At 63.7% G+C, this 11928-nt stretch carries 14 protein-coding genes; 7 read left to right on the top strand and 7 right to left on the bottom strand.

Going from position 1 to position 11928, the window contains the following annotated elements:
- Positions 1-196: 196 nt before the first annotated feature.
- Both QWZ03_RS02675 and QWZ03_RS02680 read left to right on the top strand, forming a co-directional pair.
- Entirely contained in the window at positions 197-784 is a 588-nt protein-coding gene (locus QWZ03_RS02675) for a DUF2087 domain-containing protein (RefSeq protein WP_290331315.1), read from the top strand.
- Positions 781-1692, top strand: a complete 912-nt coding sequence (locus QWZ03_RS02680) for a GNAT family N-acetyltransferase (protein ID WP_290331316.1) — start codon at positions 781-783, stop codon at positions 1690-1692. Before QWZ03_RS02675 ends, QWZ03_RS02680 begins: the two co-directional genes overlap by 4 nt.
- A 30-nt stretch (positions 1693-1722) precedes the next feature.
- Here QWZ03_RS02680 and QWZ03_RS02685 read toward each other — a convergent pair whose 3' ends face one another.
- The 7 genes from QWZ03_RS02685 to QWZ03_RS02715 all read right to left on the bottom strand — a co-directional run bounded on the left by QWZ03_RS02685 (position 1723) and on the right by QWZ03_RS02715 (position 7640).
- The gene (locus QWZ03_RS02685) at positions 1723-2766 is read right to left on the bottom strand and encodes a hypothetical protein (RefSeq protein ID WP_290331318.1); all 1044 of its coding nucleotides are present in this window, start codon (positions 2764-2766) and stop codon (positions 1723-1725) included.
- Positions 2767-2776: 10 nt separating this feature from the next.
- Positions 2777-3307: a hypothetical protein gene (locus QWZ03_RS02690; RefSeq protein WP_290331320.1), complete on the bottom strand. Its 531-nt coding sequence runs from the start codon at positions 3305-3307 to the stop codon at positions 2777-2779.
- Positions 3304-3882, bottom strand: a complete 579-nt coding sequence (locus QWZ03_RS02695; protein WP_290331321.1) for an RNA polymerase sigma factor — start codon at positions 3880-3882, stop codon at positions 3304-3306. Before QWZ03_RS02695 ends, QWZ03_RS02690 begins: the two co-directional genes overlap by 4 nt.
- A gap of 200 nt (positions 3883-4082) precedes the next feature.
- Positions 4083-5741 (bottom strand): response regulator, encoded by a 1659-nt coding sequence (locus QWZ03_RS02700; RefSeq protein WP_290331322.1) that lies wholly within the window; start codon positions 5739-5741, stop codon positions 4083-4085.
- A 71-nt stretch (positions 5742-5812) separates the two neighbouring features.
- On the bottom strand, positions 5813-6292 hold the full coding sequence (gene rraA / locus QWZ03_RS02705) for a ribonuclease E activity regulator RraA (protein WP_290331323.1): 480 nt from the start codon (positions 6290-6292) through the stop codon (positions 5813-5815).
- Positions 6293-6441: 149 nt separating this feature from the next.
- Positions 6442-7251 carry a 4-hydroxy-tetrahydrodipicolinate reductase gene (dapB, locus tag QWZ03_RS02710; RefSeq protein ID WP_290331324.1) on the bottom strand — a complete coding sequence of 270 codons (810 nt, stop codon included), beginning with the start codon at positions 7249-7251 and terminating at the stop codon, positions 6442-6444.
- Positions 7248-7640, bottom strand: a complete 393-nt coding sequence (locus tag QWZ03_RS02715) for an outer membrane protein assembly factor BamE (protein WP_284194591.1) — start codon at positions 7638-7640, stop codon at positions 7248-7250. The genes dapB and QWZ03_RS02715 overlap by 4 nt, the downstream gene beginning before the upstream one ends.
- Before the next feature lie 94 nt (positions 7641-7734).
- On the opposite strand from QWZ03_RS02715, the gene fur reads away from it, so the two are divergent.
- The 5 genes from fur (at position 7735) to QWZ03_RS02740 (ending at position 11866) form a co-directional block, all read left to right on the top strand.
- The gene (gene fur, locus QWZ03_RS02720; protein WP_284194592.1) at positions 7735-8175 is read left to right on the top strand and encodes a ferric iron uptake transcriptional regulator; all 441 of its coding nucleotides are present in this window, start codon (positions 7735-7737) and stop codon (positions 8173-8175) included.
- Positions 8172-8888: a leucyl/phenylalanyl-tRNA--protein transferase gene (gene aat / locus QWZ03_RS02725; RefSeq protein ID WP_290331325.1), complete on the top strand. Its 717-nt coding sequence runs from the start codon at positions 8172-8174 to the stop codon at positions 8886-8888. Before fur ends, aat begins: the two co-directional genes overlap by 4 nt.
- A complete protein-coding gene (locus QWZ03_RS02730) occupies positions 8885-9646 on the top strand; it encodes an arginyltransferase (RefSeq protein ID WP_290331326.1) in 762 nt (253 codons plus the stop codon). Before aat ends, QWZ03_RS02730 begins: the two co-directional genes overlap by 4 nt.
- Positions 9643-10560: a hypothetical protein gene (locus QWZ03_RS02735; RefSeq protein ID WP_290331328.1), complete on the top strand. Its 918-nt coding sequence runs from the start codon at positions 9643-9645 to the stop codon at positions 10558-10560. Before QWZ03_RS02730 ends, QWZ03_RS02735 begins: the two co-directional genes overlap by 4 nt.
- Positions 10561-10717: 157 nt before the next feature.
- On the top strand, positions 10718-11866 hold the full coding sequence (locus QWZ03_RS02740) for an imelysin family protein (protein ID WP_290331329.1): 1149 nt from the start codon (positions 10718-10720) through the stop codon (positions 11864-11866).
- The last annotated feature ends 62 nt before the right edge of the window (positions 11867-11928 follow it).

Here is an 11928-nt window from a genome sequence, read left to right on the forward strand (position 1 = left end):
CCTCTTCCGGTTTATCCTGCGCACTGGTCGGCAGTTCACCCAGGCGTCGCCGGTTCATGCGAACCACGCTAAACCTGCCAGGCAAAACCACTCCATGCGCCTCTCGGCGCAGCTTGGCTCGAAACCCGAGTGCCAGGCCACAACGGCGACCATGGCATGCAGCTTGGACTGCAGGCACGACGACAAGGAATCGACCATGTCTCGTCCCGTTTTTCCGTTTCACGCTGACGATATCTCCTCCCTGGCACGCTCGCTGGTCAAGCAATGGGCAGATGTCAGCACACCCCCCGGCCATCTGCAGATGCTTAATATGCTGGCGCGCGCTGCCGGCTATCAGAACTTCCAGCATTTCCGCGAAAGTGCCGAGGCGGTAGTCTCCCCGCCGGACGCCGCCGCGCCGGACGCCTCTGCTCCTCCCCTCACCGGCCCCAGGTTGGTAGCGGGCAAGATGGTGGCGCCGGCCAATACCCAGCGGCTATTGCGCCATTTCGATGAGCAAGGGCGCCTGCTGCGCTGGCCGGGCAAGTTCTCGGAACAATTGCCCGTACTCTGGACTGTTTGGGCCCGCCTGCCGGCCCGACAGGATATGACTGAGCGCGAAGTGAATGACTATATCAGACAGGGCGAGGCGTTTGGTGACCATGTGCTGCTGCGGCGCGAACTGGTGAACTACCGCCTGCTGGAGCGCACGCCCGATGGCGCCCGATACCGCCGGCTGGAACAGGCACCGCCGGCCGATGTACGCGAGCTGATGCAGCTCTGCCGCCAGCGAGCCGCTGCATGAGCCCGCTGGTACTCTGCAGCCCCAGACCCCACCACCCTACCGTGCCCACCATCACCCTGACCCCACTGCAAGCAGCCGCGTTGCCGGCATTGCAGCAACTGCGCGATGACTTGCTGGCACCCCATGCCCAACCAGGCTTGGCTGAGGAGCTGACCGACGTGGCACGCGGCCATGGCCAGCATGCCTGCCTGGCTTGGTGCCGTGGCCAGGCGGTGGGTTGTGCTGGCTGGGTGCTGCAGGGGGTGGAGCAGGATGGTTGCGGCTATGGTGCGCCGCTACTGGCGGCAGACCAGGAGGTAGCCAGCTTGCTGATTGCCCGGGTCATCGCGGTGGCGAGCGAGGCTGGCGCCAAACGCCTGCGCATCGGTAGCTTTGCCGCCGAATCGGCCAAGCAGGCCGCGCTGCTGGCTGCCGGCTTCGTGCCGGTGTTCGAGTTTGTCCACTGGGCGCTCCCCCTGCCTATAGCCGGCACCAACGCGCTACCAGCAGGGCTGCGTAGCCTGCCTTACGCCGAGATCGACTGGCTTGCCCTGCGTGCATGCTATGCCCAGTGCTTCCAGCAGGTACCCAACGCCCCCGTGCCAGACGTGGACGCCATGCAGGAGGAGTGGTCGGCTGCCGATTGGACAGTCAGCCGCGTGCTGGTCGATGAGCAGGGCCACTACCAGGCGTTCTTGCTGGTCAGCGGCGAAGAGGTCGATGCTGTCGGGGTCATGCCGGCACTGCAAGGCCGAGGCTTGGCTGCGGCGCTGTATGCCCAGGCAGGCGAGGCGCTGCTGCGACGGGGAGTCAGCCATCTGCATGCCATGGTGGCCAGCAGCAACGGCGCCTCCATGGCACTGCATGAGCGGCTGGGCGGGTATGAGCACCTGCCCAGGCGCACGGTGTATCAGCTATCCCTCTGCTAGTACCAGGCCAGCCGCCACGGCGGCTGGCATTCAAGGCGCTTTGGGTGGTGCGGGCGGAGCCGGCACCTTGGGTTGCTTGGCCATGACATCACGCACCTTGTAGTCGGCCGGCGGCTTGAACAGGTCGCTGGCGGGTTCGCTGCGCTTGAGCTTGGTCAGCTTGTAGCTGGTTTCGCCACTGCGGGGGTCACGGGTCTGGGTTGCCAGCACCACCTTCAGCTCAGGTGCGTACCAGCGCTCCGTCACGATCTGGATAGGTTTTTCATTGCCGATCCGGCCAGCCGGTATGGTACGGACTAGCTGGCTGCCCTCCACCTTCACCCCCTCCATCTCCTTGCTACCCAGGGATTTGCGGGCTGCGCCGGATTCAGGTTCGCTGCCCTGCTCCAGGCGCGTCTCCTTGCCATCCTGACCTCGTAACACCACCACATTGCGCTCTACCCTCACCTCCCGGCCTGCCTGGCCAGTGCCCTCCATCCCAGCCTCATGGTGGCGCACTTCGACACGCGCATTGGGCATCACGGGGAAAGGCAGCTTGGTGGCCGCCTTGCGCGCTGGGCTCAGCAGCCAGTGCGCGCCACCAACGGGGTCGAATATGAAAGCGCTGCGGACCGTGCCATCGTCGTTCAGCGTATCTTGCCGGCTGCGCCCCTCGCCATCGCGATACAGGCGGGTTACCGACCGCTTAACGATGCGATTGCCATCCAGCAGGGTCTGTACTTTTTCGCTGATGGCCTCGGCGCTGTAGGGCGCGCCCTTGACGTTGGCGGCGGAGCCGAACTCGCTACCGGCAAAGGCCAGCGTGTTGCCATCGGCAAGCGGCATACCGGGCATGTGCAGGTTGATCATCTCCGGCGTGGGCGGCAACGGAGGGAGCGGCGGCAAAGGTGGCGCGCCTACGCCATCCCCACCTACCCGGGTAATGATGATGCGTTTCTCCACCGTGCTCTTGCCGCCGTCTGTGGGTGCTGGATCGCCGGCCAGCACGATGCGTTCTTCCACCACCTCGTCGGCCAGGGCCAGGGGGGCCAGCAGGCAGAGCAGCAGCCCCAGCGGCAGATGTTGGGTTGTCATGGCATTCCTTTCAGATCAGTTGGTATTTACCGCGTACAAAGCGCAAGGCCAGCGGTGCGCCATCGTCGCCGACCAGCAGGTCGGCCTCGATGGCCTCGTCGGCCAATTCCGGGTTGACTGGCAAGCCATAGGCCGCCAGCGAGGCCCGGGGCATGGACACTCTCACCATGCGGGCATGCTGGGCTGCCTCGATACGGGCAGGGTCGCCCAGGGGGAAAAAAGCCGTGGTCAGCTCTGTGCTGGCTGTGGGCACCAAGGTACCGGCAGGGGCAGCCTGCAAGGCCTGTGTCTCGTTCCACAGCATGGGGCGCAGCCACATCAAGGCTGCCAGGGCGGCCACACAGCCCCCGCCCAGCGACAGATATAGCCCCTTATCCTGCCGTAGCCACTGCATGAGCCGCTGCCACCGGCTGACGGGGGCATGCTGCTGGCGGAAGGCAGCCAGCAGACCTGCCTCCAGGCCGGCAGGCGGCACTGCCGTGGCCAGCGCCTGGCGCAGCGGCGCATAGGCTGCATGCAGGGTTTTCTCATCGGGTGTCATAAGGTGGTCTCCAGGCGCAAGGGCGCGTGTTCGGCCAGCAGTTCAGCCAGCCGGGCGCGGGCGCGGTTGAGTCGCGAACGCACGGTGCCGATAGGGCAGCCGATCACGTTGGCAGCATCGAGATAGGGCAGTTCCTGCAGATCGCACAGCACCAGGGCTTCGCGGTAGGCAAACGGCAGGGCCAAAATGGCTTGGTGCAGGCTGTTGAGTGTCTCGCCCGCCAGCAGGGTCGCCAGCGGGGTGGGGTCGTGGCTGCCGTCAGGCGCCGAGTCATCCTCGTCCGGCGCCGCGACGGCCAGGTCATCGCGCCCCCGTCGCACCAGATTGCGCACCACGCCGAGCAAGAAGGCAGACAGCGCACCACGCGCCGGATCAAACCGGGCGGGCTCGCGTATCAGCAGCAGGAAGGTTTCCTGGGTGGCATCGGCAGCCAGGCCACTAGCGCCGCACAGCATCAGCGCAAAGCGGTAGACCACATCCTTGTGGCGACGATAGACCTGGGTAAAGGCCGCCTCGTCGCCCGCCATCAGGCGGTTGTGCAGCTCGGCATCGGTAGGCTGGGCTAGGACGGACACATTGGGCTCGGGTTATGGGTGCCCGACACGGCACCCTCTACCCGTATTCAGCGCTGGCGGCAAAAAAGTTCCAGCTTGGTGCCGCCAAAATTTCCAGCGTAGCGGTTCTGGCCAAGCGTGCGGGCGATGGCGCGTGCAGCAGACAGTACATGGCTACGGCAAGCTCCCACAAGCACGCCAGATAGGTTGGTTAGCGGCGCTTAGTCGCTACCGTCCGCCGACGGCGGTGGTGCGGCGGCTGTTTCCGCGGCGTCATCGGCTACCTTCACGCTGCCCATCTGTGCCCGTAGCCGCAAGGTCAGTTGGTCGTCGGCTGGCACCATGAAGGCCAGGCAGGTCTCGGCCTGCTGCCTGAAGGCCGGCTCCTTGTAGCTCAGGTAGTTCTTTGCGGCGGCATTGGCCGCTGCCGCCAGCAGCCGGTTGTTGCGGGTACGCTGGCCCTCTTGGATCAACAGCTCGGCCGCCGCGCGCGTATCATTCTCCACCATCATCTTGGCCGCCTGATTGGTGGTCTGGGCTATCACCTCGCCCGCCCTTGTGATCACTTCCACCAGCTTGGGGTGCTTGACCAGGGGCTGCACCAGCAGCTGGTCGGCATGGCGGCCGCTGTCAAACCGCAAGGCGATGGGCTCTATCCAGGCTATCAGCGTGCTGGCGATATCCTCGGCATACAGTTGTGCCAATAAGGCCAGGTAATCCAGCGCAAAGGCAAAGTCAAAATCCGGGGCATCCCAGTAGGTCGCCAGCTTGCGCATGACATCGACGGCCGCCAGCGGCTCGCGCCGGGCAATCGATTCCGCCGCCTGCGCCAGCTCGGCATACCACTCCCCCCGACGGCCCTCCACCCCCAGCTCCTCGGCCTTGCACTTGGCCAGCAGCTGTTTGACCAGGCTGGCGCCATCGGGCAACCCGCCAGCGTTGAACTGCAGCAAGGCCAGGTGGAAGATGCTGCGGTAGTCCAGGTCTACTGCCTTGCCATTCAAGCGCACCGCACGGCCCAGGTGCTCGGCCGCCTTGGTCGAGTCGCCCAGGCTCCAGGCTATCTGCCCCGCACGCTGCAGGCGCTTGAGGTTGTTGGGCGTGATCTTGAGCGCCTGCTCGGTGATATCCAGCGCATCATCGTAGCGCTCTTCCGACAGGTACAGCTCGGCCAACTGGTTGTATACCGGCAGGTAGCGGAAATGCAGGTTGACGATATCGATCATGGCCGCCTCGGCCGTTGCCTTGTCGCCCATGCGCAAGGCCACCCTAGCCAAGCCGAGCTTGGCCCAGGCCGGATTGCGGGTGGCCAGGATACGCTTGTACATAGTGGCGGCTTCTTCCAGCCGCCCCAGGCGGAACAGGATATTGGCGGCCAGCCGGACGATATCGCCCAGGTAAGGCGTTTTCACCGCCATCATCTGCTGTGCGCTCTTGAGCGCCTTGTTGTAATGCTTGTCGTTCAGCGCCTCATAGATTTCCATCAGCGCCTGGCGGCGATTGAAAGCCTTCTCTATGCGCTCCGACAACTCCCCGGCCTGTACCGGCTTGAGCATGTAGTCGTCGGGGGTTTCCTCCGCCACATTCACTACCCTGGCGTAGCTGGCTTCGGCGGTGACCATGAAGAACAAAGTCGAGAGCGGCAGTATCTTTTTCTCGCGCAGCTCTTCCAGCAGATCCTGGCCTGTCTCTTCCGACTCGAAATGGAATTCGCACAGCACCAGATCGTATTTGCCATCCAGCAATCGGCGGCGCGCTTCGCTGATGGTCGAGGCGGTATCAATGCGGCCCACGTCGCAACCCTGCAAGATGGCGCGCAAGGACAGCCTAACGGTGGATGATGGGTCCGCCACCAGGGCGGAAAGGGAACGCTGATGCATGGTGTTTGCCTGGCTTCAAAGGGCCGCATCAGGGCCAGTGCGTGCCGGCCCAGGGCACGCAGGCCGGATTATCAGATGACGGGTTCAGGTGCGACCAGCAAGCCATCCTCGTCGGCATACAACCAGTGGCCAGGGACAAAACTGATACCTGCGAAGTGTAGTACCAAGTCGCGGCTACCCTCGCCTTTCTTCACGCTCTTGCGCGGGTGGCTAGCCAGCGCAAGGATGCCGACATCGTGGCCATGGAGTTCGGCCGTATCACGTACACAGCCCCATACCACAATGCCGGACCAGCCATTCTGCACCGCCAGCTCACCCAGTTGCCCACCTACCAGAGCGCAGCGCAGGCTGCCGCCACCATCCACCACCAGCACCCGGCCATGACCCTGGGTTTCCAGTGCAGCACGCACCAGGCTGTTGTCCTCGAATACCTTGAGCGTGGCAATCTGCCCGGCAAACCGTCCGCGCTGGCCAAAATGGCGGAAGATGGGGTCGGCCACCTGCACCCGTTCGCCCTGATGATCACTGATATCGGTGGTATGGAAGGTCATGCCGCAGGCTCCATGCAAATAGTAAGGGGTAGCTGGAGCCTAGCAAAACGGGGAGCACATGGCTCCCCGTTTTTTGTCTCTCGTGCTGGGCAGGCGACAGAAGTGTCGATTTCCCGCCATCGCCCCGCAATGCTTCAGTCCAACATGTTCTAGCGCAGGCCCAGCACATCCTGCATATCGTACAACCCAGCCGGCTGCTGCTTCAGCCAGCGCGCAGCGCGTACGGCGCCTTGCGCAAAGGTGGCGCGGGAGCTGGCCTTGTGGCTGATTTCCACCCGCTCGCCATCGGCCATGAACATCACCGTATGGTCGCCCACCACATCGCCGCCCCGCACGGTGGCAAAGCCGATGGTGGACGGATCACGTGCGCCGGTCACGCCTTCCCGGCCATAGACCGCGCAGGTCTTGAGGTCGCGCCCCAGGGCATCGGCTACTACCTCACCCATGCGCAGTGCCGTGCCGGAAGGGGCGTCCACCTTGTGGCGGTGGTGCGCCTCGACGATCTCGATATCGTAGCCTTCGGCCAGCACCTTGGCGGCCATTTCCAGCAGCTTGAAGGTCAGGTTGACCCCCACGCTCATATTGGGGGCAAACACGATGCCTATGTCTTGGCTGGCATCCTTCAGCGCCGCCTTGCCAGCTTCGTCGAAGCCGGTAGTGCCAACAACCAGGTTCACCCCCAGCTCACGGCAGATGGCCAGGTGAGCCAGCGTGCCTTCGGGGCGGGTGAAGTCAATCAATACATCTGCCTCACGCAGCGCGGTGGCCACATTGCTGCGGATAGCCACACCGGTAAGCTGGCCCAGATTGTGCCCGGCATCCTGGCCCAGGCTGGCTGACTCGGCCCGATCCAGCGCCACTGTCAACCGGCAGTCACCAGCCGCCAGCACGGTTTCGATCAATACCCGGCCCATGCGGCCCGAGGTACCCGCGATGGCAACGCGCAAGGGGCCGCTCATTTTGCCACCGGCGCAGCAGCCTCCGGCGCCGCCGTGGCGCGCGGATCCTTGGGGGCTTTGTCGGCCACGCTGGCACGGGCCGGCAAGGTGTCGCCACCCATGCCGATCACCCGGTCGCCATCGAACAGCACATGGTAGCGCTTGTTCTGTTCCACTTTGCCGCCCTTGCTATCGTAATAGAGGTAATCCCAGCGATTGGGGTGGAAGGCATCGACCAGCAGCGGCGTACCCAGGGCAAAGCGCACCTGCGCGCGCGTCATGCCCAGCTTGAGCTTGGCCACCTGATCTGCGGTGATGGCGTTGCCTTGCGGCACGTCCAGCTTGTAGGGAGTCAGGTAGCTGCAGGCGGTGAGCGAGGCTAGCAAGGTGGCGATCAGCAATGTACGCATGGATGGAATACTGGAATCGATAGTAGACGGAGGAGACTGCGTTCAGCCCAAGAAGTGCCGTATCATAGCCTAATCATTCATCCTGGACGTGATCATGAGCAAAGCAAGTGACCTCAAGGATGCCGGCCTGAAAGCTACCGGCCCGCGTCTGAAAATCCTCAATCTGTTTGAAACCAGCGAGCAGCGCCATTTGAGCGCCGAAGACGTCTACCGTCTGCTGCTGGATGAACAGGACGACGTAGGCTTGGCCACCGTCTATCGTGTACTGACCCAGTTCGAGCAGGCAGGCCTGCTGGTACGCCATCACTTCGAGTCCGGCAAGGCCGTGTTCGAACTGAACCAGGGCGGGCACCATGACCATCTGGTCTGCGTCAAATGTGGCAAGGTCGAGGAGTTCTACGATGCTGAAATCGAAAAGCGCCAGGACGCCATCGCTGAGCAGCATCACTTCCTGATACAGGATCATGCCATGTACCTGTACGGTGTATGCGCCGAATGCCAGACCCGTCTGGCTGGCAAACTGAAGGCGCGATGATTCCCTGGTTGGGCCGCGCGCTGGCGTTTCCGCCATTGGAAAGCGCGCTGACCGAACCCAACGGGCTGCTGGCCGCCGGCGGCGATCTCAGCCCTGATCGCCTTTTGCTCGCCTATCATCAGGGCATATTTCCCTGGTTTGCACCTGGTGAGCCCATACTCTGGTGGAGTCCCGATCCGCGCATGGTACTGGTGCCCAGCGAGCTGCACATCCCTCGCTCATTGGCCAAGACCCTGCGCCACAAGCCCTACGAAATCCGCTTCGATACTGCCTTTCGAACCGTGATCAGCCATTGCGCCGGTAGTGCCCGGCCCGGCCAGGACGGCACCTGGATCGTGCCCGAAGTGATTGACGCCTACTGCCGCCTGCATACGCTGGGCTGGGCACATTCGGCTGAGTGTTGGATGGACGGTGAACTGGTGGGCGGGCTCTATGGTGTGGCCATAGGAAAAATGTTCTACGGTGAATCCATGTACACCCAGCGTCCCGATGCCTCCAAACTGGCCTTTGTGCACCTGGTGCAGTGGTTGCAGCAACAGGGTTATGGCCTGATCGATTGCCAGATGCGGACCGATCATCTGGCTCGCTTTGGTGGGCGCGAGATCGGCCGGGTGGATTTTCTGGCCGAACTGCGCAGGCTGGCGGCCCTGCCGGCAAAAGCCGGTGCATGGCATTATCGCCATCAGTCACCCAGCGAAGGGCGCCTGCCATGAGCCATCCCAGCGACAGCAAACTGATACGCCTGCAGTTCTACGCCACCGCTCCCTACCCTTGCAGCTATCTGGATGAGCGGATGGCACGCTCGCAGGTGGCCATACCGGCGGAGCTGATTGATACCCATATCTACAGCCAACTGGTGCGCAACGGTTTTCGGCGCAGCGGCCTGTTCACCTATCGCCCCTGGTGCGACCAGTGTCGTGCCTGCGTACCGGTACGTCTGCGCAGCAACGAGTTCGTTGCCGACCGCACGCAACGCCGGATCCTTCGGCGCCATGGCGATCTCAGCGTTACCATGCTGCCGCTGGAATACCACGACGAGCACTACGCCCTCTACCATCGCTACCAGCTCAGCCGCCACAGCGGCGGGGGCATGGACGAGGACAATCGGGAGCAGTACGAAAACTTCATACTGAAGAGCCAGGTGGACAGTTTCCTGGCCGAGTTTCGCCTGGACGGCCAGTTGAAGATGGTCAGCCTGATAGATAAGCTCAATGATGGCCTCAGCTCGGTCTACACCTTTTTTGAGCCGGACGACCCACAGGCCAGCTACGGCACCTATAACGTGCTGTGGCAGGTCGGCCTGGCACAGGAACTAGCTTTGCCCTATGTCTATCTCGGCTACTGGATAGAAGAATGCCGCAAAATGACCTACAAGACCCGCTTCAAGCCCATTGAAGGCTTGCTTGATGGCGCCTGGCGCCTGCTGACGGATGCGCCGCCTCATCCCGACGCCAGCCCCCTGGACGAATGAATCACCCCCTGGATGCGGACGCCCGCCCCTGCCATGCACGCCCGGTCACCCCGCTGTTCCGCCTGATGCGCCTCCCCCCACAGCATGCCCGCCCCTTGCACCTTGCACTGGCAGATAGTGCGTCCGGCACGCCGCGACAATGGTGGCACCTGGAAATCGCCGCCACCCTGCCTGTAGCCACGGCCCCACGCTGGGTGCGCCTGCTGGCATGGCTGCTGGCCCGTGGCCAAGGTCGCCGCCTGCTGCCTTGGCTGGCTGCCATCGGCATGAGCGGCCTTGCGCCCTACCGACTGCCCTACCGCCCCCCCCTGGCCAAGCGGGCGGAGGACGCGGCCCTGCTGGCACTTTGCCTGCTATGCACGCTATGGGGGCTGGGCAGTCTCAATGCCAGCCGCGAGCTGTTGCTGATCATGCTGGCACTACTGGGTGCCAGCGCCTTTGCCTGGCAAAGCTGGCGCGAGGCCAGCCGGCTACGCGCCGCCATACAGGCCCAGCATGCCGAAGTAGTCGCAGTACTCACGCCCAGCGAGGCGACCCTGGGCCTGGCCGGCTTGCTGATTGCCGCCGGCCAGGATTACCCGGCCGCCCAGGCCAACTGCCAGCGCCTGGTCAGCCAGCCCGACAGCATACGTGACGAGGAGCTGCTGCAACTGGGGCTGGCCTCGCCCGCCCAAGGCTATATAGGCCGGGCCGCGCGGCTGACGGCAGCTGCCTGGCTGCTTGGTGTATCGGCCGTAGCCTGGCCCTGTTGGCTGACCCAGGCCAGCTGGCAACTGGCGCCAGCCACCTTGGGTGCATTGCTGGTGCATTACGTGGCCGGCAGCAGCCGGCCCGGCTGGCTAAGGCGTGGCGTCCACACCCTCATCGCCGGCTTACTGTGCGCCGCCATGGCCCGCCTGTACACCCTGCTGTAGGAAAACCAGCCAACCCGACCACGTACTGCCGGGGGCGCCCACCCGCACCAAAAGCCAACAAAGCGTGCAGCGTCAACTGGCAAGGTTGATAACAATTCCCATTACCGTTAGCATTATGGTTTCGTATAACGCCATCCCCTCCAAGAGGAAGCTCGTCATGTCGCTGTTCCGCCCCTGTCTGATCGCCGCCGCCCTGGCCACCAGCTTGTTTGCCCAGGCAGCCGAGCCTGTTACGTCCGCTTCCGTGGCCAACCACTACGCCACTCTGGTGCACGCAGGTTACGAAGACAGCCTGGCCGGCGCCAAGCAGTTGCAAGCCAGCATCGACGCCTTTCTGGCCGCCCCTTCTGAGGAAGGCCTGAACAAAGCTCGGCAGAGCTGGTTGGCCGCCCGCGAATGGTATGGCCAGACCGAGGCCTTCCGCTTCTATGGCGGCCCCATCGATGGCGACAATGGCCCCGAAGGCCAGATCAACGCCTGGCCCATGGACGAGGCCTATGTCGACTATGTCAAGGGCAAGCCCAAGGCAGGCGTGGTCAACAACGCCAAGGCCAAGCTGAGCCGCGAGGCACTGATAGGCCTTAATGAGAAGGGCGGCGAAGAGAACATCAGCACCGGCTGGCATGCCATCGAGTTCCTGCTGTGGGGCCAGGATCTGTCCAAGGACGGCCCAGGCGCGCGTCCTTTTACCGACTTTGTGGACGGCAAGGCCCCCAATGCTGATCGCCGCCGTGCTTACCTGAAGATCGTCAGCGACCTGCTGGTTGACGACCTGGCCAGCATCAGCCGCGAATGGGCACCCAATGCTGCCAACTTCCGCGCCAAGTTCGTGGCCGACCCGGCTGCTATCCAAAAGATGCTGACCGGTATCGGCACCCTCTCGCACGGCGAGCTGGCTGGCGAGCGCATGGAAGTGGCATTGGCCTCCAAGGCACAGGAAGACGAGCACAGCTGCTTTGCCGACAATACCCACCGCGATGTGGTGACCAATGCCCAAGGCATTCAGAACGTCTGGGAAGGCAGCTACAAGCGTGCCGATGGCACTGTGCTGGCTGGCCCCTCGCTGCGCGCACTGGTCGCTGCCAAGGATGCCAAGCTGGCTGACAAGACCAGCGCCGACATTGCCGCTTCGGTCAAGCTCGCAGGCGAGATCAAGGCACCGTTCGATCAGGAGATCGTCGGCAAGAACACCGCCCCCGGTCGGCAGCGCGTTCGCGCAGTGATCGACGCGCTGCGCAAGCAGGCCAAGGGCATCGTCAGTGCCGCCAAGAGCCTGGGCATCAAGAACCTCAATACCAACGTATAATTCCCGTCCCCCTTACCCTGGGGGGTCGCCCACCCTGGGGGCATGACCGCACGGCGGCCATG

Source organism: Chitinimonas viridis (assembly GCF_030409555.1).
GTDB lineage: Bacteria > Pseudomonadota > Gammaproteobacteria > Burkholderiales > Chitinimonadaceae > Chitinimonas > Chitinimonas viridis.

Excerpts from the sequence above, each read along its gene's own strand:
- QWZ03_RS02675 (WP_290331315.1), top strand. The coding sequence starts at position 197 with ATGTCTCGTCCCGTTTTTCCGTTTCACGCTGACGATATCTCCTCCCTG.
- QWZ03_RS02715 (WP_284194591.1), bottom strand. The coding sequence starts at position 7,640 with ATGCGTACATTGCTGATCGCCACCTTGCTAGCCTCGCTCACCGCCTGC.
- QWZ03_RS02730 (WP_290331326.1), top strand. The coding sequence starts at position 8,885 with ATGAGCCATCCCAGCGACAGCAAACTGATACGCCTGCAGTTCTACGCC.
- QWZ03_RS02680 (WP_290331316.1), top strand. The coding sequence starts at position 781 with ATGAGCCCGCTGGTACTCTGCAGCCCCAGACCCCACCACCCTACCGTG.
- rraA (WP_290331323.1), bottom strand. The coding sequence starts at position 6,292 with ATGACCTTCCATACCACCGATATCAGTGATCATCAGGGCGAACGGGTG.
- QWZ03_RS02685 (WP_290331318.1), bottom strand. The coding sequence starts at position 2,766 with ATGACAACCCAACATCTGCCGCTGGGGCTGCTGCTCTGCCTGCTGGCC.
- dapB (WP_290331324.1), bottom strand. The coding sequence starts at position 7,251 with ATGAGCGGCCCCTTGCGCGTTGCCATCGCGGGTACCTCGGGCCGCATG.
- QWZ03_RS02735 (WP_290331328.1), top strand. The coding sequence starts at position 9,643 with ATGAATCACCCCCTGGATGCGGACGCCCGCCCCTGCCATGCACGCCCG.
- QWZ03_RS02700 (WP_290331322.1), bottom strand. The coding sequence starts at position 5,741 with ATGCATCAGCGTTCCCTTTCCGCCCTGGTGGCGGACCCATCATCCACC.
- QWZ03_RS02690 (WP_290331320.1), bottom strand. The coding sequence starts at position 3,307 with ATGACACCCGATGAGAAAACCCTGCATGCAGCCTATGCGCCGCTGCGC.
- fur (WP_284194592.1), top strand. The coding sequence starts at position 7,735 with ATGAGCAAAGCAAGTGACCTCAAGGATGCCGGCCTGAAAGCTACCGGC.
- QWZ03_RS02740 (WP_290331329.1), top strand. The coding sequence starts at position 10,718 with ATGTCGCTGTTCCGCCCCTGTCTGATCGCCGCCGCCCTGGCCACCAGC.
- aat (WP_290331325.1), top strand. The coding sequence starts at position 8,172 with ATGATTCCCTGGTTGGGCCGCGCGCTGGCGTTTCCGCCATTGGAAAGC.